Origin of the sequence: Pseudoalteromonas sp. SR45-1 (assembly GCF_014163655.1) — a bacterium.
Lineage (GTDB): Bacteria > Pseudomonadota > Gammaproteobacteria > Enterobacterales > Alteromonadaceae > Pseudoalteromonas > Pseudoalteromonas distincta.
Genome location: NZ_JACJDR010000022.1, coordinates 25,057 through 49,646 on the forward strand (window position 1 = coordinate 25,057; position 24,590 = coordinate 49,646).

A 24,590-nucleotide genomic window follows, 5' to 3' on the forward strand; every position below is an offset into this window, starting at 1 on the left:
AGCTTACAGTTATGCTAAAAAAGTGGTTACCAAATTGGCTTAACGGCTTAATTGTGGGCTGCGTATTGTTTTCTAATGTAATGCTTTTTGGCTCACTAGTATTTGTACTAGGGCTTATTAAGTTATTACTGCCTTTGTCTGTTGTTAACTCTTTATTGCACAGCGCTTATCGAGGGTGGTGTAATGGCAATCGGTTTGGCTTGTGGCTAGGTTGTCCTAATATTGTGGTTGATATAAGTGGCGACTTAAACTCAAAAAGTTGGTATTTACTTATATGTAATCACACGAGTTGGTTAGATATAACCGTGCTTAGCTCATTACATGCATTACCAGCCCCTAAGTTTTTTTTAAAAGATGAATTAAAATACGTGCCTTTTATTGGCACTGGTGCGTGGGCTATGGGTATGCCGTTTATGAAACGGGTAAGCAAAGCACAGCTTGCTAAAAACCCAAAGTTGAAAGGGTTGGATGTAGAGCGCACAAAGCACAGCTGTCGCAATTTTCGTCACTATCCTACTACCATCGTTAATTTTGTTGAAGGCACACGCTTTACGCCAGCTAAGCATAATCTGCAGCAAAGTCCTTTTAAGCACTTATTAAAACCCAAAGCGGGTGGCATTGCTTTTGCGCTTGAAGTGCTAGCCAACCAATTTGATGCCATGCTAAATACAAGTTTAGTGTATAGCGGTAAAACAAATCACGTTTGTCGGAACTTACTCAAAGGCGAGCTAGATTCTATTTATGTTTCAATAGACGTAACGCCCATTAATGACAATATGCAGGGCAGCTATCAAACCGATGACGTATTTAAAGCTAATTTTCAACATTATGTGAATGAGCTATGGGTTGCGAAAGATCAGCAGCTTGCCGATATTTATGCTCAACAAGATTTACCTGAACCACAAATCAGTAAGGAAATTGAAACACTATGACCAACACCCACCTACAGGAGTTAATAGCTCCTTGGTTTGAAAAAGTACCCGATGCGGATTTTCTTAGTTCTATTACCGCAGTTTCAATAGGGATTTTTTCTTTATTAATTGTTTACTTATTTACTCGTAGGTTAATGTTACCAGGCATTCAAAAAGTGGTAACTAAGCTTTCGCCTCAACGTATTGGTTCGTTGTCGCCTATGCTTAATAAGCTTAATAGACGTATTGCAGGTATGCTTTGCTGCGTATTATTTTTGGCGACCTTTGACAGTGTTTATCCGGTTAATGAGCTGACCGCTGAAATTTTGAAAACGGTTGGCCAAGCCATACTAATTATTCATGTAGGTTTTATTTTTAGCAGTATTGTAAGTATTGCGGGTTCTATTTATAACCAATTGGAGTTTGCACGCGAAGTCCCTATTCAGGGCTTAATTCAGGTTGTTAAGCTAATCACCTTTATTGTGTGTGCTATTTTAATTGTAAGTATTTTCCTTGAGAAGTCACCCACTTATATTCTCTCTGGCTTTGGTGCTATTGCTGCTGTTACGTTATTAGTATTTAAAGACACTATTTTAGGCTTTGTAGCTAGTATTCAAATCGCAGCAAATCGCCTAGTAACCTATGGTGATTGGATTCAAGTAGAAAACTACGGCGCCGATGGTGAAGTAATTGATTTGGGTTTAAACACTGTGAAAGTACGTAACTGGGATAACACCATAACAACTATTCCAACTTATATGCTAGTTGCGGGTTCGTTTAAAAACTGGCGCGGTATGCAAGAGTCGGGCGGTAGACGTATTAAACGTTCACTTAATATAGATATGCACAGTATTTGTTTAGTAAGTGATGGATTTAGAAAGCAAATAGATGCGGCTATTCCGCTTCATGACTATATCCGAGTGACGACATTACCCGCTCAAGTTTCTAATTTAGGGCTGTTTCGTCGTTATGCTGAGGGCTATTTAAAGCAGCACAGTAAAATTAATACGTCGCTTACGTTAATGGTACGAGAGCTACAACCAATGAACCACGGGTTACCGATTGAGTTTTATTGCTTTAGTGAAGACAAACGCTGGATTTCGTACGAGCATCTACAAGCCGAAATAATGGACCATTTACTTGCAGTATTGCCAGTGTTTGGGCTTAGGGCATATCAAAGTGTTAGTGGGCAATTAAGCCCTCCTAACGAGCAACAAACAGATAAGCCAACATTTAGAGTGATGGCAAATAGTGCTGCAAAAGACCCACAGCAATAAATAAAGCTAAGAGCCACCAAATAGGTGGCTTTTTAAATCGCAGCCATGCAAATGTAATTATTACTAACGCAACCTGCCAAAGGTTATGCACAGCCGATGTCCAAATTGGTGAATACAATGCGGCCGCTAAAAAACCGACTACCGCTGCATTAAGCGCCGCTATTGAACTTGCAAAACGTGGCTTACTTGCCAAATTAATCCAACTCTTCTGAAGCGCCAGTATAAGTAAAAAACCAGGCATAAATATAAGCAGTGTAGCTATAAGGGCACCCACTAAAGGCTGCTCAGTAGTAAGTTGTGCGCCTAAGTAAGTAGCAATAGTAAACATTGGCCCTGGCACTGCCTGTGCACTCGCGTAAGCACTTAAAAACTGATCATCACTCAATGCTGGTACGCCAGCTTGAAGTACCGGCAGTACTACGTGTCCGCCGCCAAACACCATTGCACCCGCTTGGTAAAAAGGGGTAAACAAAGCAAACTCATGTCCTAGTGGAATAAAGCTAACCCCAAGTAAGAGCGCAAATAACCCCAGTGCAATCCAATTAATATTACTGTTTTTACTGCTAACATCGTCTGCTACTGTGCCAAGTTTTAATAAAGGCCATATAGCACCTACTGTTGCAGCAGTGATTAAAATCGCTATTTGAGTTCCCATCATTGGAAATAACACCAAGGCAAGTGTACTCATTATCGCAAGTAACTTAAGCGCACCACTTGTACAAAAGCTTTTAGCCATACTAAGTGTTGCATCAGCGACTATAACAACGGCAAATAACTTTAAGCCTGCAATAATTGCAAAGTAAACAGCGTCAAACTGATGGGCACTAGCCGCAAGCAGCACCATTATTAAAAACGAAGGCAAGGTAAAGCCTACAAAAGCAGCTATACCACCCAGTACTCCTGCACGCTCAACACCAATAGCAAAACTAACTTGGCTAGAGCCTGGCCCTGGTAATGCTTGGCTTAAACTAATAAGTTGTGCGTAACGCGTGTTAGTTAGCCAATTTAACGAGTCTACAAAGTGGCGCTTAAAATAGCCTAAATGCGCAGCGGGGCCACCAAAACTCATGCACCCTAGTAAAAAAAATTGTCTAAAAATAGCAATTAACATTGCGCCAATATCCTTTGTAAAATTCATTAAATTGTCACAGCGTAGTATGACATTTTTATTAAAACGGCACATTAGTTTGAGGTCTGTTTAACAATCATGCAAGATGCGCTGCTTTTAACACTCTCTTCATAGTTTGTTCATACATGTATTTGCATACTCTTGCTAAATTCTTAATGAATAGGGTATCACCATGACTTTAACTAAATCACTTTTAAGCGTAACCGTAGTAGCTGTATTACTTTCTGGTTGTGAAATGAATAACACCGGCAAAGGTGCGGCTATTGGCGCAGCAGCGGGTGGCGTATTAGGTAAAGCAACAAGTAACCATAAAGATAAGCGTATTTTTATAGGCGCTGCTATCGGCGCACTAGCTGGCGCTGCAGTGGGTAACTACATGGATAAGCAAGAAGAAGCATTTCGTGATGAACTTGCAGGCTCTGGTGTTGAAGTTGTACGTGAAGGAGATAACTTGCGTTTAGTTATGCCATCTAATATTACGTTTGCGACCGACCAATCTTATATTTCGTCTGGCTTTAACGATACCTTAGATGCTATTGCTAAAGTGATGAACAAATACGAAAAAACGTACCTAAGTATTGAAGGCCACACAGATAGCACAGGTAAAGACAGCTACAACATGAACCTATCGCGTGAACGTGCTCAAAGCGTTAAAAACTACTTAGTGAACCAGCAAATCATGGCTGAGCGTGTAAGTACTATGGGTTATGGCGAAACACGTCCAATTGCGACTAACGATAGTGCAAATGGCCGTGCTCAAAACCGCCGTGTAGAAATTCAAATAGTACCAAACACTGAAGAATAATTAGTCTTTATTAAACTGTAATTCACACAGTTTTTGATACAACGGGTTACTTGCTACTAATTCTTGGTGGGTACCCGTTGCTATAATCTCTCCATTTTCCATTACCACAATCACATCGGCATGTTTAACCGTTGCTAGTCTATGGGCAATAATAAGCGTGGTGCGGTTTTGCATTAAATGCTCAAGCGCTGCTTGTACATGGTGCTCACTTTGAGCATCGAGTGCGCTGGTGGCTTCATCAAGAAGGAGTATTTCAGGGTCTTTTAGTATGGCACGCGCAAGCACAATACGTTGCTTTTGCCCACCCGATAACCGCACACCTTGCTCACCTAAAAAACTGTTATAACCTTGCGGTAATTGTTTAATAAATTCATCTGCATGAGCATGTTTGGCAGCGGCATATACTTGCTCGTCACTTGCTTTTGGGTTGCCGTAGCGAATGTTATGCATTACATCGGAGCTAAACAAGATAGGGTTTTGCGCGACCATACCCATTTTACCTCTGAGGGTATTAAGCGATAATTCTTTAATGTTTATATCTTTAAATTTAATGGCTCCGCTAGCCGGATCGTAAAAGCGCTGTAGTAATTCAAATAAGGTTGTTTTACCTGCGCCAGAAGGGCCAACAATAGCCACAGTTTGGCCTTGAAGTATATTTAAACTTATTTTATTAAGTGCGCTTACGTCTGGGCGAGAAGGGTAGTTAAAGCTTATATTCTCAAGCGTAATAGCAGGGCTGTTACTATTTTTTAGTAAGTAACTATCTTGTGGATTTAGTGGGTTTTCTATCTCACTTTTAACAGCAAGTAACTCAAGTAATCTTGCAGCTGCGCCTGCTGCGCGTTGTAGTTCGCCATATACTTCAGCAACGGTTGCCACCGACATTGCTACCATAATAGCGTAAAACACAAAGGCTCCTAGCTCACCGCCAGTCATGGTACCTGCTAATACGTCGCTGCCGCCGACCCACAGCATTGCGCTAATAGCGCTAAAAGTTAAAAATATTACCGCTGCAATTAAAAACGAACGTTGCTTAATGCGGCTTTTAGCCACATTAAAGGCTTTTTCGGTTTCAAGTGCAAAAGCGTGCTGCTCTTGCTCTTCGTGGCTATAGCTTTGCACAACTTTAATATTTTGAATGATCTCGCCGGCATAGGTGCTTATATCGGCTATGGCATCTTGGCTGGAGCTTGCAAGTTTGCGCACCTTTTTACCAAATATCATCATAGGAACAAGTACCAACGGCACACAAGCAACAACCACTAAAGTAAGTTTTAAATTAGTAAACAACAGCATAGCAAGTCCACCAACCAGCATAAGTACACTGCGCAACGCCATAGAAAATGATGAACCAATAATTGATTGCAGTAATGTAGTGTCGGTTGTTAAACGCGACATAAGCTCGCCACTGCGGTTTTCTTCAAAGTAGCTTGGGTGCAAAGTAACAATGCGATTAAACACGGCTTTGCGAATATCGTTACTGACTCGCTCGCCAATCCACGACATTAAATAAAAGCGGCTAAAGGTGCCTACAGCCAATAAACTAATTAAACCAATAAGCACCAATACAGCTTGTTGTAGCTGATCTTTAGAGCCAGCTATAAAGCCATGATCTATGACAAACTTAACCCCTTGCCCTAAGGATAAGTTAACACCTGCTGTTACTAACAGGGCAGCAAGCGCCGCTACTACCATCCATTTATACGGTTTAATAAAAGCAAAAATAGGTAATAAACTACTAAAAGCGGCTTTTTCGGGCTTAGGGCTTGTTTTTGACATAGTGGATTCTTTTTAAAGGTTAAGGTATAGATATGGCACTAAGATAATAAAAATCAATACTATTAAATATTAGCCAATAAGGAAACGTTATGACTACTGCAACCGTAAGTGGAGAATTTAATGTAAATCTAGCCCCAATTGAAGGTTACGCAAGCGGCCAAAACGGCGTTAATTTAGGGCGTATGTCGATAGATAAAACATTTAAAGGTAGCTTAAATGCCACCAGCCAAGGCGAAATGCTAAGCGCCATGACACCCACACAAGGCAGTGCCGGTTATGTTGCCATAGAGCAAGTAATAGGCGAGCTTGACGGCAAAAAAGGCAGTTTTGTACTGCAGCATTTTGGCACTATGGATAAAGGCCAAGACAGCCTAATTTTAAATGTAATTCCCGATTCAGGCACTCATGAGCTAGAAGGGTTAACGGGCAGTATGAAAATACGTATTGAGCAAGGGATTCACTACTACGATTTTGAATACACCTTATAAGATACACAAGGATTAAAATGCAAAAAGTAATCGAATTTAGAAAGACCCGTTTTTTGGGTGGGGTAGATATAGTCGCACTGAATGACCGCATACAGGAATTAAACCAAGATGGCTGGAAAGTAATAAACGCAGTGCCATTGACAGGTTTTTATGGCCAAGTGCATGGTTATACTTTGTTTATTGAAACTGACGAGCTTTAAATGACATTTACAGTATGGTTAAGCCTAGCGGCTATTTGTATGATGGGCGCAATGTCGCCAGGACCAAGTTTAGCGGTGGTTTTAAAGCACTCACTTAACGGCAGTATGAAAAACGGTATGCTTGCCGCGCTCAGTCATGGTACTGGCGTTGGCTTGTATGCTGGTGCATCGTTATTAGGGTTAGGCGCTTTAATGACGCAGTTTCCAACTGTTTATCAAATACTCGTTTACTTAGGTGCGGCCTATTTGGCGTATTTAGGTATAAAAATATTGCTAGCAAAACCCAGCAATAACGAACTTGAAGTACAAAAAAGTGAGGTAAGTGCAGCTAAAGCATTACAAGATGGTTTTGCCATTGCTTTTTTGAACCCCAAGCTCGCTATTTTCTTTTTAGCCTTGTTCTCACAGTTTATTGACCCTCAGCTACTTACTTTAAGTGTGGGCATGATTATGTGTTTAACGGTGTTTGTCATTGATACCGGCTGGTATTTGCTGGTGGCATTATTGACCGAGGTTTCTAAAACCCGCTTTGGCTTTACTAAGCAAAACCCATGGCTTGATAAAATACTGGGTGTTGTGTTTATTGCTCTTGCTATAAAAGTTGTTATTAGCTTGTAAGATTGAGTAGAGATTATTGAAGCTTGCAGAGTGTATTTTTAGTTATATAGATAAAGGATTAAAACAATGACAAAACATATTTTAAAAAGTGCATCTTTCGACCCGAAGGTTCAGCAATACTGGATGCTAATGGCCGCTTTTTTTAGTGTACTAGCGCTGGTGACTATTCCGTTGTTACCCATTGTCTTGGCGATTGTATGGCTAGTGGGCGGACGAATACTCGCAGCTATGTCAGCTGACTTATTACCACAAAAATTGGTAGTTAAACGTGGCATATTATTTAAAGAAGAAAAATCTATTCCGCTTGAAAAAATAACAGATGTAGGGTTAAGCCAAGGGCCGCTCATGCGAATCTTTGGATTATATCGGTTAAGCTTTGAAACTGCAGGGCAGTCAGGAAATGGTGCATTGGTGTCATTACTTGGTGTTGAAAATGCCAGTGAGTTTAGAGAGGCGATACTTGAGCAAAAAGATGTATTGGCAAACCAAGGTAAAGCGTCGCAGCAGGCAACAGAGCAAAGTGAGAAAGAGCTACTGAGATCACTTACTTATAGTGTTAAAAATATTGAGCAGATGCTACTTGTTTTACTTGATGAAAGGCAGCAAAAGTAGCCTGTTTTAAAATTGTAAAGCTTATAAGGATATTTTTATGAATACGGAAATAGAAAATATATTTAATAATTATCCTGAGATAGCAAAAAGTAAGCTTATAAAATTACGAGAGTTAATTTATACCGTAGCACAAGAGCAAAACTTAGGAGCTGTTGAAGAGTCTTTAAAGTGGGGAGAGCCAAGTTATAACACAATAAATGGCAGCCCCATTCGCGTAGGCTTTAAGGGCTCCTCGTGTTATTTGTTTTTTCATTGCCAATCAAAGCTAGTAAGCACATTTAGAGAGTTGTATTCCCACACTCTCACTTTCGAAGGTAACCGGGCAATTGTATTAAATAGTGAAAAGCCATTACCAGAATATCCAGTTAAAGAGTGTATTAAATTAGCACTGACTTATCACAAAGTTAAACGCCTACCTTTACTAGGCGCATCATTATAAGTATTCAGTTGATGTTTAAAACACACTACATATTTGGTTTGCGTCACAGGTAATAACGGTTACGTTTTCATAACCCACACGCGTTAACGCTTCTGCTCCCAACGTTGCGCGCGCACCACTTGCGCAGTGCACGTAAATAGGGCGAGCTGCGTCTTTTTCTATTTCCATCAGTTTCATCTCGAGTAACCCACGCGGAATATTTATAGCGCCGGCAGCCGATTTTGTCGCGTGCTCTGCAGGTTCTCGCACATCAATAAGTAAACCTTTATTTTGTTCAAGCTCGAGTTTTGCTTGCGCTGCATCAATACGGCGTTGGTTAGGTGTGATAATTTTTAGTAAATCAGGAATTGAAGTAAGCATTAGTCTGTAAATCCTCTTTTGCGCAAAAAAGTCATTAATGGGCACCATTTAGTGTAGGCGGATTGCACTAAGTTAATACCAATAAATAACGTTAAAAATTGAAAGTTACTATCAACAAAGTAGCTTAGCAGTACTGAAATTGTAACAACATAGTCCCTAATTAAAGCGAATGACATTAATATTAGTAAGGTCTAATATTAATTATATTAGAACTTGCTAATGTAAAAGTCTATAATTAAAACACGCAAAATAATTAAGTATCACAATGAATATTGAACAACTTGCAGAAAACGCCCAGCAGGCAGAGCAGTTTTTAAAATTAATGGCAAATAAAAACCGTTTAATGATTTTATGCAGTTTATTACAAGGTGAACAAAGTGTAGGTGAGTTAAATCAAAATGTACCTTTAGCACAGTCAGCGTTATCTCAGCATTTAGCAAGTTTACGCAAGGCGGATATGGTTGCTACTCGCAGAGAAGGGCACACTATTTATTACTCATTGACCGATCCAAAAGTTGAGTCGATCATTGCTTTGCTATATGAGTGGTTTTGCCGACAAGAAAATACTAAATAAACGTAGCTATTTCATCGAGTGATTTTTTATCCAGTGCATGAGCAGGTATTGTTGCATCATCACTTGGGTAGCCTGTAATAAGTAGCATGTATGGGCGTTCGTTATCTTTATCGCGATTACATATGTCGGTTAAAAAACTCATTGGCTTTGGAGTATGAGTAAGGGTTGCCAAACCACTGCGGTGCAAAGCTTGAATTAAAAAGCCGGTAGCTAAGCCAACAGACTCATGCACATAATAATTCGTATTTTTATCATCGCTGCTTACGCCGCCCTTTTTTTGACTAAATACAGCTATAAGCCAAGGTGCATGCTCTAAATAAGGTTTATTGGCGTCGGTACCTAACGGTTTTAGCGCATCTAACCATTCTTCACCTGCTCTGCCTTCGTAAAAAGAACGCTCTAATTTTTCTGCGGCTTCTCTTATTTGTTTTTTTACATCGCTACTGTTTATAGCCACAAAATGCCAAGGCTGATGATTCGCTCCACTTGGTGCTGTGCCAGCTGCTTTTATACATGCTTCAATAATATTTTTTGGTACTGGGCGATCGCTAAAGCTGCGAATGCTATGGCGGCGTTGGCTGGTTTGTAAAAACTCGTTAGCACGATTTAGCATTTCTTCATGTGGATATTTTATAAAGTCATTTAACGGCTGGCTTTGGTGATCTTGCATGGCTTTTCGTTTCTTATAAAAAGTATATGTGGTTTTTATACCGAGTGAATACAGTGCAGGCAAGTGTTATGAGTTTAAATTATGTTTATTTGTTGTTACAAATTTAACCAGCAAGTAACTTATGTTCCTATTTTCCTTGTGGTATAAAACATTATAAAAATAATTACTCATATTCAAGGAAGTAAAAATGCTATCAATAACAGGGTTATCTAAAACCTACGATAATGGCGTACATGCACTACAAGGTGTTGATTTATCTATCGGCAAAGGGATGTTTGGATTACTTGGGCCAAATGGCGCAGGTAAATCATCGCTAATGCGTACCATTGCAACACTGCAGTCGGCTGATTCGGGTTCAATCACTTTTGATGGTATTGATGTTTTTAAAGACCCACAGGCTCTGCGCCAACGTTTGGGTTATCTACCGCAAGATTTTGGTGTGTACCCGCGTGTTAGTGCTTACGACTTACTGGACCATATGGCTGTTTTAAAGGGAATTCATAATAAAGCAGAGCGTAAAGAGTCGGTTGAAGGCTTGCTTGCACATACTAATTTATATCAACATCGCTCAAAAGCGGTAAGTGGCTTTTCGGGCGGTATGCGCCAGCGTTTTGGTATTGCACAAGCCTTACTAGGCGACCCCGACTTACTTATCGTTGATGAACCTACCGCAGGGCTAGATCCTGAAGAGCGAAATCGCTTTCATAACTTGTTAGTAAGCTTAGGCGAGCAAAAAGTCGTTATATTATCGACCCACATTGTTGAAGATGTAGCAGAGCTTTGCCCAAACATGGCGGTGCTGGCAGGCGGTAAAATACTATTAGAGGGCAATCCAATTGCCCTTACCGATAAACTCCAAGGCCAAATTTGGCGCAAAGCCATGAGCCAAGAAGAAGCGCTAGAGCTTGAACCGCAGCTGCCTGTTATTTCAAAACGCTTATTTGCTGGGCAAACCATATTACATGTATTAGCCAATGAAGCCCCTGAAGGTTTTGAGCTCAGCAGTGCAAACCTAGAAGATGTGTATTTTTCTACGTTGCTTAATCATCGTAACAGCCAAGTAGCATAAGGGGGCGCTATGTTTTTTAATATGCTAGCGTTTGAGCTGCGCTATTTTATGCGTCAGCCTTCGTTTTATGTGACCTCATTAATATTCTTTTTTATGGCGTTTTTTATAAGCTCCAGTAGTAAGTTTCCGTTAGGTGGGGCGAATGTTCATATGAACTCGCCTTATACCATTATGGTTTTAACGGTTACCTTTTGTACGCTTGCTATGTTTTTAGTGGTTAACTTTGTTGCAAGCTCAGCGATTCGCAACAGCGAGACCAAAATGGATGAGCTGGTGTTTAGTAAGCCCGTTAACCCGCTTGCTTATCAATCAGGGCGTTTTTTTGGTTCTTACTTAGTTGTACTTATTGTGTTTTTAAGCGTGCCACTAGGCGTATTTTTGGGATCTCAATTTGGCTTGTTGGTTGGCTGGCTCGATAGCGAGCTAGTAGGCCCCAATAAGTTTATATATTACGCAGCGCCTTTTTTATATTTAGCAGTGCCAAGCTTATTGGTCCTCAGTGCTATTTTTAATAGTGTGGCGGTCTATTTTAAAACCATGATGGCGGTATATGTAACGGCCGTGGTGGTTTATATAACCTACCAATTGGCGAGTATCTATTTTGACGATTTAGCGTTTAGAAATATTGTTGTTTACGCAGACCCATTTGGCACAGGGTCGTTAATTGACTTAACCCGTTACTGGACTGTAAGTGATAAAAATACTGAAGTGTTAACGCTTTCGGGCGATTTTTTAATTAACCGTATTTTATGGGTAGCAATAAGTTTAGCGATGTTTTTTGGCCTCGGAAAGTTAGGTAATCGCGTAGTCACTAAAAAACAGAAAAAGCAATTTGCTGTCTCAACGTTTGTAAAAAACAAACAAGCAGCACTTATTAGCAGCGCTAAAAATTACAAGTCAAAAGGGGTAAATACGAAATCGCAATTAGTAATGCGCAGCTTATTTGAACTTAAGCAAGTTATATTAAGTGCCCCTTTTATGATTTTAGCGGGTGTCAGTATTACTATGTTACTCGCACCACTTTTTGCACCTATTGGCGCATATGGCACAACGGATTGGCCGCTCACACAAAACATGGTGGGCATTATTCAAAACTCCTCCGCTTTGTTTATGTTTATCATTATTGCTTATTACAGCGCAGAGCTGGTTTGGCGAGAACGCCAAAGTGGTATGGGTGATATTGTTGACAGTTTCCCGGTGCATAACAGTGTGTTTTGGGTATCTAAAATTATTGCGTTAATCACTGCAGTTTGTGGCCTTTATTTAGTAGGCATGATGTTTACCATTGCAGTGCAGCTATTTAAGGGGCAATTTAACCTAGAGCTTGGTCAGTACTTATTTAGGTTGGGTTACCTTACATTACTGCCTTTAATTATGATGGCTATATTGGCGTTCTTTTTACAAATAATTAGCCCTAATAAATACATAGGTATGGGTTTATTTATTCTGTATTACATTGCTCAAATGGTAATGGGTGCTTACGGGTTTGAGCATCATATGTATCATTTTTCTCAAAGCAGTAGCGTACCGTATTCTGATATAAATGGTTATGGACATTTTTTACAAGGTGCGCATTGGTATACCCTATATTGGGGGGCATTGAGTGTGTTTTTAGCTATTGTAGGGTTTGCTTTATGGCATCGCGGCCCGTCGCAATCATTGCGTACTCGTTTATCTTTAGTGCGTTACAACATGTCTTTAAAAGGCCAGATTGCAGCCGTTATAAGTTTATTGGTATTTGTGGGCGCGGGTTATAACATTTATTACAACACCCGTGTAATCAACGAGTTTGTAACAAGTGATGATAACGAAGCGCTACAAGTAAGGTATGAGCAAGAGTTTTCACAATACAAAGACTTGCCACTGCCTATAATAACTGATGTTGACTTACACATTGATATTTATCCTAAAAAGCGTGCTTTAAATGCCGTGGCTAAAATTAAGTTTACCAATACCGCAAACGAGCCAATAACCCGTGTGTTAATCAACGAGCCTAGCCAATCTAAAAGCTGGGATGTAAAAATGGCGGGCGGAAAAATAGTAGAGCGTTTAACCGATTTTGGCATGGTATGGTTTGAGTTTGAACAACCGCTAATGCCCAATGAAGTACGAGAAGGCGAGCTCTCAGTTTCTCGTGAACACGACGGTTTTGTTGATAGAAGATCTGATACTCAACTCGTGCACAACGGTACATTTGTAAATAATGGAGAATTATTACCAAATTTTGGTTATCAAAAGTATTTTCAAATTGCCGATAAGTATGAGCGCCGCAAGCACGATTTACCTGAACTTGAGCGCGCACATAAACTAGAAGACAGCCGCTATTATACGCAAAATGAGTTTGGGCCTGCTAATGGATTTATAAACTACAAGGCAACCGTAACCACCGATGAGTCACAATTTGCGATTACTCCAGGTTACTTAAAAAATGAGAGTGTAAAAGATGGACGCCGCACCTTTGTTTATGAAATGGATGCTCCAATTATAAACTTTTACTCTGTGCTTTCGGCAGAGCTTGAAAGTAAAAAGGTTGAGCATAATGGGGTAAATATTGAGGTGTACTACCACAAAGATCATGCATGGAATGTTGACCGCATGATTGAGTCAGTTCAAGACTCAATAGATTACTACACGCAAGCCTTTGGCCCGTATCAGCATAGACAGCTTCGTATTATTGAGTTTCCTAAGTATCGCTCGTTTGCGCAAAGTTTTGCCAATACGGTACCTTACTCAGAAAGTATTGGCTTTATTACAGACTTAAGAGATGAGAGTAAAGTTGACCTACCTTACTATGTAACCGCACATGAAGTTGCACACCAATGGTGGGGGCATCAAGTATCTGGGGCTAATGTAGAAGGCAGTGCCGTTATTTCTGAATCGCTCTCCCAATACAGTGCGCTTATGGTGCTAAAAAAACGCTTTGGCGCCGAGAAGCTTCGTAAATTCTTAAAGTACGAGTTAGATAAATACTTAATGGGCCGTACTGGCGAAGCCTTTGAAGAAATGCCACTATATAAAACGCAGGCTCAACAATACCTTCATTACAATAAAGGCTCAGTTGCGATGATGGCGATTTATGATCGTTTAGGTGAAGTACGCTTAAATGCAGCACTTAAAGCGTTTTTGAATGAGTTTAAATATCAATCAACGCCATATCCAACCACACTTGATTTACTTAGTTATTTAAAGCGAGATGCAACACAAGCTGAACAACGTTTTATTGATGATCAGTTTAAATATATAACGCTTTATGAGCTTGAAATGAAAGAAGTGTCGGTTACTGATGATGTTGATGGCGAAGGTTTTTATACAGTAACACTGAGCGTTGAAGCAACTAAGCAGCATGCCGATGGACAAGGTGAAGAAACTGAGCAGCCGCTCGATGAGCTAATTGATATTGCATTATTTAGCGACGACCCTGAAAACTTACTCGCTGAAGACTTTGTTATTTACTCGCAAAAGCATCAAATAGTATCTGGTACCAATACTATTGAGCTAAAAGTAAAAGAAAAACCATTATTTGCAGGGGTTGATCCTTACATTAAGCTGGTCGACAAAGACAGTAAAAACAACTTAGCTAAGTTTTAAAGTCTATTTATTTACTAACCACTTAAACTGACTACTTTAAAGGCCGCATTTATGCGGCCTTTATGTGTAATAAACTGTATAAAACTTCATAGCGTTTCTACATATTCCCCACAGCTTTTTACGCTAATATTTTATGTTCTCTTATAAAGTTACCTTACTGGTATTTAGTTTATAAGGAAGAGTATGAAACCATTAATTATAGGGGCGATAGCATTAAGCCTCAGTGCTTGTTCTGCGGTAACCATTCAGCCACGGGCAACAGCAAAAATAACGAGCCAAGCTAATTACGAAGATAGCCGCCCATTTTATTTATGGGGATTAGTGGGTGAGCAGCGGGTAGACGTAAAACAAATATGTTCAAATACACCGGTTATTCAAATGCAGTCACAGCAAACGTTTAGTGATGGAGCGCTGAGTTTAATTACGCTTGGAATATACTCGCCTCATACCATTAAAGTGTGGTGCCAAGAGCAAGTACTAGGGGAGGCATTATGAGCATCAAGCTATTTGCAGCCGGTTGCACACTGATTATTTTAACGGGGTGTACAAATATTTACTTTGATAACGGTATGCAGAGCAAAGTAAGCAATAAGACGCTAAAAAGTTCACAGTGGCATCATAATTTTGCACTTGCGTTGTACGAGGGATCAGAGCCGTTAGATTTAACAAAACATTGCCCACAAGGGGAGTGGCAAAGCGTTCATACGTATAAATCGTTTACTAATGGTTTAGCTGAGGTGGTTGTGAATCAAATTGGCCCAGCTTGGTACCCTAAAACAGTAGAAGTACAATGTAATAAGGTACCATTTAAAGCTAAATAATTATTTAAAATAGTTATTCGTAACGCAGTGCATCTATAGGGTTTAGTCTTGCTGCTTTAATAGCAGGGGCTAAACCAAATATAATCCCAATCATTGATGTAAATCCGAACGATAGTATTACAGCCCATACTGGTATATATGCATCAGGCATACTTGGGACTAAAAACGAAATAAGCCCTGCGGCGCCATATCCTATAATGAGTCCTATTAAACCACCAAAAAGTGAAAGCACAACGGCTTCAACTAAAAACTGCAACATAATAAAACCAGGTGTTGCGCCTAGTGCTTTTAATGTACCAATAACACGTGTGCGTTCAGTTACCGACACTAGCATTATGTTCATAACACCAATACCGCCAACAAGTAAGCTAATGCCAACAATACCAGCAGTAATAGCAGTAGCACTGCTGGTAAATTTATCTATTTGGGCACGAGATTTTTCAGCGGTTTCAAATTCAAAGTCGTTTTCATCTTTCTCTTTTAGTTTATGCAGTTGGCGCAATACACGAGTTATTTTTGCAAGCACTTGTTCTTCGTTAGTACCTTCATTTAACCTAAACATAATTTGCACATTAGTTTGTGTACTTCCGCCTTCTAAAGCACTCATGGTACTAATTGGAATATTAATGTAATCGTCTTGGTCAAAACCAAATAAGCTACCTTGTTTTTCAGCAACGCCAATAATTCTAAACCATTCACCACCTAGCTTTATATATTCACCTACTGGGTTTTCAGGAAGGTTTAGCTTTTCTATGATTGAAGGGCCGATAAATGCGACCCTTCTTCGTTTATCATCGTCCTCAGCACGAATAAAACGACCAAGTTCAGGATAAGTACGATACGCTTTTTGATAGTCTTGCTCGGTACCGATAACACGCGATGAATGGCTTTTATTTCCATACTCAGCTCCCCCCGAAAAGCGCCAGGTAAACATTAGGGCAGTTAGCGTTTCAGCTTCTTTTATACGCGACTTTAAAGCTAAAAAATCGTCGTAGGTAAGCTTGGCATTTTTACCAACCATTTCGAGTTCAATACTGGTGTAAGGCTTTATTGTTGTTACATCTGGCGACATATCAGCAAGTTGATCGTTTATTTGCTTTGTAAAACCCTGCATCACTGCAACGACAGTAACTACGGCGGCAACACCAATAATAATGCCCAAACAGGTCAGTGCGCTGCGCATTGCATTAGCTTTAATAGCTGAAAAAGCGGCCTTAGTGCCTTCCATTATCGCAAGAGCTGATTTAAACATGCTGCTTGATTCCTTCATCTTTAGTTACATCACTTACCACTTTACCGTCCACTAAACGAATCACGCGTTGGCAATGATCGGCAATTTCTTGCTCATGTGTTACTAAAATAATAGTGTGACCTTCGTTATGCAGCTCATCAAACAAATCCATAATTTCGCGGGTCGTTTTACTATCAAGATTACCTGTGGGTTCATCTCCTAATAATATATGTGGTTTTGTGACTAAAGCGCGGGCAATAGCAACACGTTGACGTTGCCCGCCCGATAGCTGGCTAGATAAATGATTAACTTTATCACCGAGACCTACCCGCTTTAGTGCTTCTAGAGCTTGTTGCTTGCGCTGTTTACTAGGGATAAAGCGATATACTAAAGGCTGCATTACATTTTCTAGTGCGGTTGCACGTGGTATTAAGTTAAAGCTTTGAAATATAAACCCGACACTTTCATTACGCTGATGAGCAAGCTCTGTCTCGGTCATACTTTTTACTAGTTTATCTTTTAAGTAGTATTCGCCACTGCTGGGTGTATCTAAACAGCCTAATAAGTTCATCAAGGTCGACTTGCCTGAACCAGAAGGTCCTATAATCGCCACGTATTCGTTTTGCATTATATGTACGTTTACATCATCAAGTGCCTTAAATACCTCTGAGCCCATTTTGTATTGTTTATTAATATGCTCTAGCTTGATTACCGCAGACATTAGGCTTCTTCCTTGTCTGCATCTGATTTAAGTTTTACCACATCACCTTCAGTCAGAAGACTTACTGGGCGCGCAGGGCCAATAACTATTTTGTCGCCCTCATTTAAGCCGTCAGTAATGGCTTGCTCTATATCAGATGATATTCCAACAGTTACGGCAATTTTGCTAACGGTGTTATCACTATTTAGTCGCCATACAAATGTTTTATCGTCTTCTTTTTGGATTGCTTCTATTGGAAGTTTTAAACCGTTTTCGGCAATGCTTGTTGCGATCTCTGCTCTACAACTCATTCCTGCATATAGCTGGCGCTCAGTAGTATCGAGTAATACTTTTACTTTAAACGATAAACCTTGAGAGCCGGCTTGGTTTTTAGCTGAAGTACCAATATTGATTACTGTGCCGCTAAATGGTTTATTAGGGTATGCGGCCGCATAAATATTCGCTTTTTGGTTAAGCTTAATGCTCGCAATGTCGGTTTCATCCACACGTAGCTCGGCTAAGATAGCGCTAGGATCGGCTACTAGCATTAAATCAGAGCCAATAATATTAGTAGTACCGGCTATAACGGTTTCACCTTCTTTAATATTTACAGATGCAAGCAAGCCGCTCATTGGAGCTCTAAATACACTTTTACTTAAGCGATCTTGCGCAATTTGTAGTGACGCTTGTGCTTGGTTGTACGACTCTATTCGTGATTCAATATCGATTTTAGCTAGATCGCGTGCGCTTTCAATATTCTCGTAGCTCTCTTGATTACCTAAACCGACATCATATAAGTCTTTTTGTCTTTTAAGTTGGCGCTCTAGGTTAGCAAGGCGTGTTTTATTGTGTTTAATTTCAATTTCTGTGGCGCGAAGGATTGCTTTACTACGGGTAACTTCTGATTCAAAAGCAGTTGTATCAAGGCGCATTAACATATCGCCTTGTTTAACTCCTTGGCCTTCTTGAACAAATATTTTATCTACTCGGCCTGTCACTTCAGAGCGTAATTGCACTTGTGTATTAAAAACTAAATTACCTGAAGCCATTATTGAGTCAGCAATGTCGCCAAGCTCTACTTGAGCAATATTTACTTCGGCTTGTTTTTCATCGCCAGAAATTTGCTTTGACACAATTAGGGCTATAAATGCGCCTACAGCGAGTGTGATGATTATTGCTTTTTTCATTTTATCTATCCGTGAATTAAGTAATGTGGAGCTAGTATCTACCTCCACTTAAGAGTTAACTTGCTGCAATGATTGCCCAAATACCAAAAATAATAATTGAAGGAAGAGCAGAGAATAGGAGTGCTTTGTTAGTTGAAAAATTAGTCCAGCATTTTAAGCCGATCATTCCCAGCGCAATGCTCCAAAAGCTAAATAAATTTATTGATTCTAATAAGCTATAAAAAGGATGGCCAATTTCAAGTCCTATTATTAATTGGTTAATAGATGCGTAGCTAAATACGGCTTGTTGAGATATTTGATCTGTACTTGCACTTAGTACAAGAGCAATTGTTCCTAGGCTTGAAATAACAACTGGCATCATTGTCCAGGTAGCGAATCCATACCAAGCTCCGTAGCTATGTTCTGATTCAGGATCTTGTTTAGCCACAAGCATATAATAAAGTGCCATTAATGCATTCATGATAGCCAGAGCAATTACGCCGCCAAACAAACCAAACCATATTTGGCCTTCTGCATTTTGCTCTATACTTTGGCGAATCATTTTTTGCTCGCCAATCGTCGCATCAATAGTTGATGCTGCTACTTGCTCATTAATCAAAAACTGCATATCAACAGTGGAATAAAAAATATAAATACTCGCCATTGAAACTAAAGACATGACTATAAAAGCAAGCCATGACCAACCTTTGGCGTGTTCAACACCATTGAAAGCTTTACTAGGACTTATATAAATATCGAGTAGGGCGCTAAACGCGTTAGGTGATTTCATTATTATTCCTTTATACCTATTTTATGGCTAGGCAGTTATAAATGCCCAGTGACTAGGTAATAGAATAAAGGAAAATGTATGTATTGTTTTCATTCAATTGTAACGGTTTGTTAACAGGTGTGAGGGGTCTCGTTCAAAAACGAGAAAAGGGCCAAAAGGCCCTTCGTGTCGCAGCAAGTAACACATTCTTTCTTATAAATTAAAGTCTACAGAATAAGCAACGTAAGCTTTAATATCTGAGTCATCCATATCTGTATCAGATAAACCAAAAGTGAAACCATCTTTCGAAATTGATACACCGTAATCTAAGATATTATCATCGCCAATAAAGTCACCAGAGTAGTGGCCTAAGTGAAGTGCCATTTCAGTGCCGTTACTGCCAATAGCAAAACCGTAGTCAGCTGTCAGGTAAAGTGAATCACCAAAGTCTGTACCATCACCACTTGCAGCTGATGTTGCAAGTACTGAAGCACCAAATGTAAAGCCTTCAACACTGATGCTACCGTAAATTTCAGAGAAATCTGCGTCAGCTTCAGAAGCTGCATCTGGGTAAGCGTAATAAATATAGCCAACATCATAGCTAACGCTTTCGTTAATGTCGCCACCAAAGCCTGCATATAAATCAAGCTCATAGGTCATTTCATCTGCCCACGATGCATTTGAAGCCCAAGTACCTGCATAAAAGCCCGATTCATTAGCGTAATCAATACCGCCTGAAATAGCTGCATCGCCCCCAGTTTGCTCTTGACCACGCCATAAGTAGTTTGATGTTGCCGCTGCGTTTGCTGTTACTTCAGCATGTACGGCTGTTGACGTTAAAGATGTTGCGCCCATTAATGCTATAGCACTTATAGCGATGGTTTTTTTTAGTTTTAGCATGTCCATTTCCCGTTATATGATTTTTGCTCGCCAAGGTTTTTATTATGTATTCGGAACCTTTAGGCTGACGGCTTTTTATTGTTTAACTAACGAGATAATTGCACTGTATGTGCCAGCTTCATTATTTTTTATTAAAAATTATTTTTATACATTAAAAACATGAGCTTGTATTTTATAGATTGAGAAGAGAGATGGTATGTAGGAAGATGTTGCGCACACTGCTGGTGCATAAATTAACCTAGCCGCACCATAAAAGTACGGCTAAATTAGAAGTTTTTAGCCAAATATAGTGCGCATAAGGCTAATTGTTTCGTTTACACTACGACCTTTTTGAACTTCACTCACAATTGAATCGCGCTTACTGCGAATGTGCTCAGGAATATCGTCAGCAGCAAGTGCGCGGTCTACTAAAATTTCTGCAGACTCTTTACCTCTACGCTGAGTTTTACCTGTCGTAGTTGTAGTTCGTTTAGGCTTACTTAACAGTTTGATGTAGTTAGAGTTATCTGGTGTTTTTGCATCAGCATAGTGAAAGAAACATGGGATTAGTGCTTTAATAGCAACTAATTGTGCTTCTAACTCATTACTAGGTTTAGCCATTTTGTACCATGACATAGCTTGAATACCTTTTACAATATCTTGCCAGTAACGCTCAAAATCACTATTTTTTAGTTTAGAAACACCAAGGGCACCGCATAATGCATCTAATCGATTGTTTGTGATCGGAGTAAATATATCAGGGCGACGCATTGCAAGCAGTCGTGTTGCAGGCGCAAGTGTTGGTTTTTCATTATTGTCGGTGAATATTTTTGAATAAGCAGCAACAAATTGTTGATATTCGTATTGAGTAATGTCACCTTCAAGTGGAATATTTACTAGTGCATCGTCAAAGGCACCTGGTAAATCGCCAAGCATTTGATGAAAGCTCTTCGCACTTTTTGTTGATGCAAACCATTCAACGTCAAAGTTGTATGTGCTTGGATCAAGTGATGCCATGTGCTTACCGCTAAACGCAAGTAAGTCTTCAGGAATCATATCTTTAAGAGATTGTTCACGAATGCTTTTAATGTAGTCTACTAAGCGAAGCTGTTCATCAAGAGCAATAACGTCTTTGTGTTGTTCTACAAATACACTTACTACAGGCCACGGAGCAATACGTAAAGTTTTAACCTGTAAAAAGCTGATAGCTGAAATAAGCTGATCGTGTAGCTTCTTAAGTACTGGTAATTGCTGCGGCTCTAGTAAATCGTAGTTCATACGATCTCTGCTTGCACTTAGCAATTCGTAACACCAAGGTAAAAAATCATCAGGGTGGTTTTCTACTTTCACGGCCATAAGGTTAAGGCTTAATTCTGAAGATTGCTTCAGAATGTTCTGATAGATTTGATTTTCTTGTTCGCCTAGCGTCATTTTTGACGGTGAAATTAGCAGTTTTTTCATGCCTTGTAGAATCTCCGGTTTAGATATATATTTTTTTGCTGGTCTATTTTAGCGCAATTACGCTAATAACAACAGCGCTGTCCTCCATACGTTGTAATTGAAGTAGCTAAATCGGTGTTTTTGCTAATAGAATGAGACTAACGCTTTAACATGTATCAATCATTTTTATCTAGTACAAAGAGACTTTCAACTGAGGTATTAAAATGCTTTGCTATTTTTAGAGCAATTATTACCGAAGGGGTAAATCGTGCCGTTTCTACTGTACTAATAGTCTTACGTGAAACCGCAATTAGATCAGCCAAGTCTTGTTGAGAAAGGCCTGCTTCTTTGCGGTATTTTGCAATTTTATTTTGCACTTTTGCTCCTAATCTTTGCTTTGCCAAAGAATTGATACGCCGTATATTAAACTCATTACAGCAAGGTAAAATGTAGCCATCATGCTGTGAGATACTTCTAAAGCAAGAGTATCGGAGAGTAAGTACACGCCACCCATACTAAAAAGTAAGCCAAGCACGACATGTTTATAGGCAATAGTGTCGATGGTATTTAAATACTCATCTTTATATGTAAGGTGGTATTTCATTCTCCATGTAAACCCGCCTCTGATCACAAACATAAAGAATGAACCTAAAAAAGCAGCAGTTCCTAAAAACAATAGTGGGGCTGATGTTTGATTAAGCATTGGGTAAACACTAATGATTAATAAAGTGACCCCCATGAATAATGAAAACCATGCATTTTGGCCCATAAATTTTTCTTCACTTTTAATATCGTAATTAGACATAGCTCATTTCCTTTTAAAATTTTTACAATATGTAACCTGTAGGTATCAATGCAACCTTAAGGTTTCATTGGGTCAATATTTATTTGTAACCTAAAGGTATCAAAATGTTTCAGGGGCGATTCAGGATAAGAATGTAATATCTAATAAAAAGCTTTTTTATCAGAACGACAATGATTTTAAGGCTAACACTCGCTATGATAAGAACATTATTTGCACGTTTGAAAGGACGATCATGAAAACCTTACTTAAAATTGTAGGTGTAATACTTTTACTATGTATAGCACTAATTGTTGCCGCACCGTTTTTAATCCCTACTGATACTATTTTTAACAAAGTTTCAGAACAGGTAGAACAAACAACTGGGCGCACTCTTACTATTAAAGGTGATAAAACACTTAGCGTATTCCCTGCATTAAAGTTAGAACTTAACGACGTGCATTTTGCAAATATGGAATCAGGTTCGCGCGCCGATATGGCGAGTATGAAACAGCTTGCTGTACACATACCTTGGTTTTCATTATTTGGTGGTGAGTTTAAATTAGATAAGTTTGTGATAAACGAACCAAATATCCTATTAGAAACCGACAAAAATGGTAAAGCCAATTGGCAGTTGTTTGACGCAGTTGCAGAGCAACCAAAAGAGCAGAGCCAATCAGGTGAAGCGATAAAGCTTCCAGATAACTTTGATATTGAGTTAGGTGAGGTTGCTATTTATGGCGGCACATTTACTTATCTAGATGGTCAAACAGGTGCCAAACAACAAATTAGCGATTTAGAACTCGCTATTTTACTTCCTTCACTTCGTAAAACATTAGAAGTAAAAGGGGGTATTACTTATATGCAAGAGCGTTTTGATCTTGATATAAAATTAGATACTCCTGCTAAAGCAATTGAAGGTGCTACTTTTAATGTTAAACAAACCTTAGATTCTCGTTTAGTTGATTTAACGTTCGAAGGGAGCATAGCTAAGCAAGGCCAAGATATTAAGGGTCAGTTAGCACTAAGCGGTGAGTCTGTTAAAAGTATTGCGAAATGGCAAGGTGTAGAGCTAGACGCTAAAGACAATGCATTTAACGGATTTAGTGTAAACGGTAAAATGCACCTACTAGGTGAGAAATTTAATCTAGAAGATTTAGTTGCGACGTTAGACGCATTAGAAATAAAAGGTAAGAGCGAGCTTAACCTAGGTAAGCGTTTAGCAGTAAATGCTGATATTGATTTAGGTATGCTTGACTTAAACCCGTATCTACCTGAAGCAGTGGCAAAACAAGAAGAGCCAGAAGAGCAAGAAGATAAACCTGCAGAGCCAATAGTATGGGATGACACTAAAATTGATTTAAGTGCATTAAATTCACTAGATGCAAATGTAGTGATTCGTTCAAGTGGATTAAAAGCAAATGATATTAAATTAGGCGCAAATCAATTTACTGTTACTTTAAAAAATAGCGTTGCAAAACTAAGCCTAGATAGCTTTTCTGCTTATGAAGGGTCAGGTAAAGGCGTTATCAATGTAAACGCACAGCAAGTACCTTATAAAATATCAACTAACTTTGACTTAGCTGGAATAGATGCACAGCCTTTATTAACGGATGCGGCAGGTTTTGACAAGCTAATGGGTAAGGGGTCTTTAAATTGGAACCTAAGCACAACTGGCCAAAGTCAAAAGTCGTTTATTGGTGCGCTTAATGGAAAGCTTGGATTTGAGTTTGCTGATGGAGCTGTAAAAGGTGCAAATATAGCTGAGATGGTTCGTAAAGGTAAGGAACTCATTTCAGGTAACTTTGGTGCTGCATCTGAAGGGCTTGATACCGGATTTGAAGAATCTGAGCAAACAGATTTTTCAGCATTAACTGGAAGTTTTAACTTTACTAATGGCGTTGGCAAAAATACCGACCTATCACTTATCAGCCCACTTATTAGAATATCAGGTGAAGGCGACGTTGATTTACCGCAAACAACGGTCAACTATCGTTTGGTTACAGGTATAGTTGGATCTATCGAAGGTCAGGGAACTACCGATGACAGCACTGGCTTTAAAATACCACTACGTATAAAAGGGCCTTTCCACGATGTAGGTATAAAGCTAGATGTTGGTGATGCGCTCAAAGATGAAGCTAAGCAGAAGGTCGATGAGGCAAAAGAAAAAGCCAAAGACAAAGCAAAAGATAAAATTAAAGATAAATTAAAAGGTTTATTTGGTTAATTTATTACACTTTAAACAAACAAGGCACATTACAGGTGCCTTGTTTGTTTTGTAACC

The 24,590-nt window shown here is 39.4% G+C and carries 27 protein-coding genes; 14 read left to right on the forward strand and 13 right to left on the reverse strand.

Annotation, left to right across the window (positions count from 1 at the left end; genetic code table 11):
- Positions 1-11 precede the first annotated feature (11 nt).
- Together H5089_RS18260 and H5089_RS18265 are read left to right on the forward strand one after the other, a co-directional pair.
- On the forward strand, positions 12-932 hold the full coding sequence (locus tag H5089_RS18260) for an acetyltransferase (protein ID WP_182712834.1): 921 nt from the start codon (positions 12-14) through the stop codon (positions 930-932).
- Positions 929-2,188, forward strand: coding sequence for a mechanosensitive ion channel family protein (locus tag H5089_RS18265; RefSeq protein WP_182712835.1), 1,260 nt, complete (start codon positions 929-931; stop codon positions 2,186-2,188). Before H5089_RS18260 ends, H5089_RS18265 begins: the two co-directional genes overlap by 4 nt.
- Here the strand turns inward: H5089_RS18265 and chrA are convergent.
- Positions 2,145-3,299: a chromate efflux transporter gene (gene chrA, locus H5089_RS18270; protein ID WP_182712845.1), complete on the reverse strand. Its 1,155-nt coding sequence runs from the start codon at positions 3,297-3,299 to the stop codon at positions 2,145-2,147. The genes H5089_RS18265 and chrA overlap by 44 nt on opposite strands.
- A gap of 190 nt (positions 3,300-3,489) precedes the next feature.
- Between chrA and H5089_RS18275 the strand changes: the two genes are divergently transcribed.
- The gene (locus H5089_RS18275) at positions 3,490-4,122 is read left to right on the forward strand and encodes an OmpA family protein (protein ID WP_002959537.1); all 633 of its coding nucleotides are present in this window, start codon (positions 3,490-3,492) and stop codon (positions 4,120-4,122) included.
- On the opposite strand, the gene H5089_RS18280 is transcribed toward H5089_RS18275, so the two are convergent.
- A complete protein-coding gene (locus tag H5089_RS18280; RefSeq protein WP_182695858.1) occupies positions 4,123-5,901 on the reverse strand; it encodes an ABC transporter transmembrane domain-containing protein in 1,779 nt (592 codons plus the stop codon).
- Positions 5,902-5,990: 89 nt separating this feature from the next.
- Between H5089_RS18280 and H5089_RS18285 the strand changes: the two genes are divergently transcribed.
- From H5089_RS18285 to H5089_RS18305, 5 genes are all read left to right on the forward strand, one after another.
- On the forward strand, positions 5,991-6,389 hold the full coding sequence (locus H5089_RS18285; protein ID WP_182712836.1) for a DUF3224 domain-containing protein: 399 nt from the start codon (positions 5,991-5,993) through the stop codon (positions 6,387-6,389).
- A gap of 17 nt (positions 6,390-6,406) precedes the next feature.
- Positions 6,407-6,589, forward strand: a complete 183-nt coding sequence (locus H5089_RS18290; RefSeq protein WP_024599480.1) for a hypothetical protein — start codon at positions 6,407-6,409, stop codon at positions 6,587-6,589.
- Positions 6,590-7,207 carry a LysE family translocator gene (locus H5089_RS18295; protein WP_182712837.1) on the forward strand — a complete coding sequence of 206 codons (618 nt, stop codon included), beginning with the start codon at positions 6,590-6,592 and terminating at the stop codon, positions 7,205-7,207.
- 66 nt (positions 7,208-7,273) lie between these two features.
- Positions 7,274-7,819 (forward strand): PH domain-containing protein, encoded by a 546-nt coding sequence (locus tag H5089_RS18300; RefSeq protein WP_182712838.1) that lies wholly within the window; start codon positions 7,274-7,276, stop codon positions 7,817-7,819.
- Positions 7,820-7,856: 37 nt separating this feature from the next.
- Positions 7,857-8,258 (forward strand): DUF1801 domain-containing protein, encoded by a 402-nt coding sequence (locus H5089_RS18305; RefSeq protein ID WP_024604483.1) that lies wholly within the window; start codon positions 7,857-7,859, stop codon positions 8,256-8,258.
- 15 nt (positions 8,259-8,273) lie between these two features.
- On the opposite strand, the gene H5089_RS18310 is transcribed toward H5089_RS18305, so the two are convergent.
- Together H5089_RS18310 and H5089_RS18315 are read right to left on the reverse strand one after the other, a co-directional pair.
- A complete protein-coding gene (locus H5089_RS18310; protein ID WP_024591370.1) occupies positions 8,274-8,618 on the reverse strand; it encodes a rhodanese-like domain-containing protein in 345 nt (114 codons plus the stop codon).
- Positions 8,618-8,794, reverse strand: coding sequence for a DUF2892 domain-containing protein (locus H5089_RS18315; protein ID WP_182712839.1), 177 nt, complete (start codon positions 8,792-8,794; stop codon positions 8,618-8,620). Before H5089_RS18315 ends, H5089_RS18310 begins: the two co-directional genes overlap by 1 nt.
- A gap of 89 nt (positions 8,795-8,883) precedes the next feature.
- On the opposite strand from H5089_RS18315, the gene H5089_RS18320 reads away from it, so the two are divergent.
- On the forward strand, positions 8,884-9,192 hold the full coding sequence (locus tag H5089_RS18320) for a helix-turn-helix transcriptional regulator (protein WP_182712840.1): 309 nt from the start codon (positions 8,884-8,886) through the stop codon (positions 9,190-9,192).
- Here the strand turns inward: H5089_RS18320 and H5089_RS18325 are convergent.
- A complete protein-coding gene (locus H5089_RS18325; protein ID WP_182712841.1) occupies positions 9,185-9,862 on the reverse strand; it encodes a nitroreductase family protein in 678 nt (225 codons plus the stop codon). The genes H5089_RS18320 and H5089_RS18325 overlap by 8 nt on opposite strands.
- 187 nt (positions 9,863-10,049) lie before the next feature.
- Here H5089_RS18325 and H5089_RS18330 point away from each other — a divergent pair, with 187 nt between their 5' ends.
- The 4 genes from H5089_RS18330 to H5089_RS18345 all read left to right on the forward strand — a co-directional run bounded on the left by H5089_RS18330 (position 10,050) and on the right by H5089_RS18345 (position 15,340).
- The gene (locus H5089_RS18330) at positions 10,050-10,931 is read left to right on the forward strand and encodes an ABC transporter ATP-binding protein (RefSeq protein WP_002959519.1); all 882 of its coding nucleotides are present in this window, start codon (positions 10,050-10,052) and stop codon (positions 10,929-10,931) included.
- Between the two features lie 9 nt (positions 10,932-10,940).
- Positions 10,941-14,519, forward strand: a complete 3,579-nt coding sequence (locus tag H5089_RS18335) for a M1 family aminopeptidase (protein ID WP_182712842.1) — start codon at positions 10,941-10,943, stop codon at positions 14,517-14,519.
- A 183-nt stretch (positions 14,520-14,702) separates the two neighbouring features.
- Positions 14,703-15,014: a Bor family protein gene (locus H5089_RS18340; RefSeq protein WP_182693249.1), complete on the forward strand. Its 312-nt coding sequence runs from the start codon at positions 14,703-14,705 to the stop codon at positions 15,012-15,014.
- The gene (locus tag H5089_RS18345; protein WP_039490488.1) at positions 15,011-15,340 is read left to right on the forward strand and encodes a Bor/Iss family lipoprotein; all 330 of its coding nucleotides are present in this window, start codon (positions 15,011-15,013) and stop codon (positions 15,338-15,340) included. The genes H5089_RS18340 and H5089_RS18345 overlap by 4 nt, the downstream gene beginning before the upstream one ends.
- Positions 15,341-15,353: 13 nt before the next feature.
- On the opposite strand, the gene H5089_RS18350 is transcribed toward H5089_RS18345, so the two are convergent.
- From H5089_RS18350 to H5089_RS18385, 8 genes are all read right to left on the reverse strand, one after another.
- Positions 15,354-16,592: an ABC transporter permease gene (locus tag H5089_RS18350; protein ID WP_039490486.1), complete on the reverse strand. Its 1,239-nt coding sequence runs from the start codon at positions 16,590-16,592 to the stop codon at positions 15,354-15,356.
- Positions 16,585-17,292 carry an ABC transporter ATP-binding protein gene (locus H5089_RS18355; protein ID WP_024594267.1) on the reverse strand — a complete coding sequence of 236 codons (708 nt, stop codon included), beginning with the start codon at positions 17,290-17,292 and terminating at the stop codon, positions 16,585-16,587. The genes H5089_RS18350 and H5089_RS18355 overlap by 8 nt, the downstream gene beginning before the upstream one ends.
- Complete coding sequence (locus H5089_RS18360; RefSeq protein ID WP_024595210.1) at positions 17,292-18,458, reverse strand: efflux RND transporter periplasmic adaptor subunit; 1,167 nt, start codon at positions 18,456-18,458, stop codon at positions 17,292-17,294. Before H5089_RS18360 ends, H5089_RS18355 begins: the two co-directional genes overlap by 1 nt.
- 55 nt (positions 18,459-18,513) lie before the next feature.
- A complete protein-coding gene (locus H5089_RS18365) occupies positions 18,514-19,227 on the reverse strand; it encodes a YIP1 family protein (RefSeq protein ID WP_039490481.1) in 714 nt (237 codons plus the stop codon).
- Positions 19,228-19,419: 192 nt separating this feature from the next.
- Positions 19,420-20,106 carry a TorF family putative porin gene (locus H5089_RS18370; RefSeq protein WP_182693254.1) on the reverse strand — a complete coding sequence of 229 codons (687 nt, stop codon included), beginning with the start codon at positions 20,104-20,106 and terminating at the stop codon, positions 19,420-19,422.
- Between the two features lie 276 nt (positions 20,107-20,382).
- Entirely contained in the window at positions 20,383-21,546 is a 1,164-nt protein-coding gene (locus H5089_RS18375; RefSeq protein WP_182712843.1) for a hypothetical protein, read from the reverse strand.
- Positions 21,547-21,701: 155 nt separating this feature from the next.
- Positions 21,702-21,902 carry a helix-turn-helix transcriptional regulator gene (locus H5089_RS18380; protein WP_002959505.1) on the reverse strand — a complete coding sequence of 67 codons (201 nt, stop codon included), beginning with the start codon at positions 21,900-21,902 and terminating at the stop codon, positions 21,702-21,704.
- Between the two features lie 8 nt (positions 21,903-21,910).
- Entirely contained in the window at positions 21,911-22,330 is a 420-nt protein-coding gene (locus tag H5089_RS18385; protein WP_002959502.1) for a hypothetical protein, read from the reverse strand.
- Positions 22,331-22,562: 232 nt separating this feature from the next.
- Here H5089_RS18385 and H5089_RS18390 point away from each other — a divergent pair, with 232 nt between their 5' ends.
- Positions 22,563-24,533 carry an AsmA family protein gene (locus H5089_RS18390; RefSeq protein WP_182712844.1) on the forward strand — a complete coding sequence of 657 codons (1,971 nt, stop codon included), beginning with the start codon at positions 22,563-22,565 and terminating at the stop codon, positions 24,531-24,533.
- Positions 24,534-24,590: the final 57 nt, after the last annotated feature.

What these genes read in the sequence shown, in the direction of transcription:
- H5089_RS18290 (WP_024599480.1), top strand. Translation starts at nt 6,407, where the DNA reads ATGCAAAAAGTAATCGAATTTAGAAAGACCCGTTTTTTGGGTGGGGTA.
- H5089_RS18360 (WP_024595210.1), bottom strand. Translation starts at nt 18,458, where the DNA reads ATGAAAAAAGCAATAATCATCACACTCGCTGTAGGCGCATTTATAGCC.
- H5089_RS18260 (WP_182712834.1), top strand. Translation starts at nt 12, where the DNA reads ATGCTAAAAAAGTGGTTACCAAATTGGCTTAACGGCTTAATTGTGGGC.
- chrA (WP_182712845.1), bottom strand. Translation starts at nt 3,299, where the DNA reads ATGTTAATTGCTATTTTTAGACAATTTTTTTTACTAGGGTGCATGAGT.
- H5089_RS18355 (WP_024594267.1), bottom strand. Translation starts at nt 17,292, where the DNA reads ATGTCTGCGGTAATCAAGCTAGAGCATATTAATAAACAATACAAAATG.
- H5089_RS18375 (WP_182712843.1), bottom strand. Translation starts at nt 21,546, where the DNA reads ATGAAAAAACTGCTAATTTCACCGTCAAAAATGACGCTAGGCGAACAA.
- H5089_RS18345 (WP_039490488.1), top strand. Translation starts at nt 15,011, where the DNA reads ATGAGCATCAAGCTATTTGCAGCCGGTTGCACACTGATTATTTTAACG.
- H5089_RS18365 (WP_039490481.1), bottom strand. Translation starts at nt 19,227, where the DNA reads ATGAAATCACCTAACGCGTTTAGCGCCCTACTCGATATTTATATAAGT.
- H5089_RS18325 (WP_182712841.1), bottom strand. Translation starts at nt 9,862, where the DNA reads ATGCAAGATCACCAAAGCCAGCCGTTAAATGACTTTATAAAATATCCA.
- H5089_RS18335 (WP_182712842.1), top strand. Translation starts at nt 10,941, where the DNA reads ATGTTTTTTAATATGCTAGCGTTTGAGCTGCGCTATTTTATGCGTCAG.
- H5089_RS18340 (WP_182693249.1), top strand. Translation starts at nt 14,703, where the DNA reads ATGAAACCATTAATTATAGGGGCGATAGCATTAAGCCTCAGTGCTTGT.
- H5089_RS18370 (WP_182693254.1), bottom strand. Translation starts at nt 20,106, where the DNA reads ATGCTAAAACTAAAAAAAACCATCGCTATAAGTGCTATAGCATTAATG.
- H5089_RS18310 (WP_024591370.1), bottom strand. Translation starts at nt 8,618, where the DNA reads ATGCTTACTTCAATTCCTGATTTACTAAAAATTATCACACCTAACCAA.
- H5089_RS18300 (WP_182712838.1), top strand. Translation starts at nt 7,274, where the DNA reads ATGACAAAACATATTTTAAAAAGTGCATCTTTCGACCCGAAGGTTCAG.
- H5089_RS18390 (WP_182712844.1), top strand. Translation starts at nt 22,563, where the DNA reads ATGAAAACCTTACTTAAAATTGTAGGTGTAATACTTTTACTATGTATA.
- H5089_RS18315 (WP_182712839.1), bottom strand. Translation starts at nt 8,794, where the DNA reads ATGTCATTCGCTTTAATTAGGGACTATGTTGTTACAATTTCAGTACTG.
- H5089_RS18305 (WP_024604483.1), top strand. Translation starts at nt 7,857, where the DNA reads ATGAATACGGAAATAGAAAATATATTTAATAATTATCCTGAGATAGCA.
- H5089_RS18320 (WP_182712840.1), top strand. Translation starts at nt 8,884, where the DNA reads ATGAATATTGAACAACTTGCAGAAAACGCCCAGCAGGCAGAGCAGTTT.
- H5089_RS18330 (WP_002959519.1), top strand. Translation starts at nt 10,050, where the DNA reads ATGCTATCAATAACAGGGTTATCTAAAACCTACGATAATGGCGTACAT.
- H5089_RS18275 (WP_002959537.1), top strand. Translation starts at nt 3,490, where the DNA reads ATGACTTTAACTAAATCACTTTTAAGCGTAACCGTAGTAGCTGTATTA.
- H5089_RS18350 (WP_039490486.1), bottom strand. Translation starts at nt 16,592, where the DNA reads ATGTTTAAATCAGCTCTTGCGATAATGGAAGGCACTAAGGCCGCTTTT.
- H5089_RS18295 (WP_182712837.1), top strand. Translation starts at nt 6,590, where the DNA reads ATGACATTTACAGTATGGTTAAGCCTAGCGGCTATTTGTATGATGGGC.
- H5089_RS18385 (WP_002959502.1), bottom strand. Translation starts at nt 22,330, where the DNA reads ATGTCTAATTACGATATTAAAAGTGAAGAAAAATTTATGGGCCAAAAT.
- H5089_RS18285 (WP_182712836.1), top strand. Translation starts at nt 5,991, where the DNA reads ATGACTACTGCAACCGTAAGTGGAGAATTTAATGTAAATCTAGCCCCA.
- H5089_RS18280 (WP_182695858.1), bottom strand. Translation starts at nt 5,901, where the DNA reads ATGTCAAAAACAAGCCCTAAGCCCGAAAAAGCCGCTTTTAGTAGTTTA.
- H5089_RS18265 (WP_182712835.1), top strand. Translation starts at nt 929, where the DNA reads ATGACCAACACCCACCTACAGGAGTTAATAGCTCCTTGGTTTGAAAAA.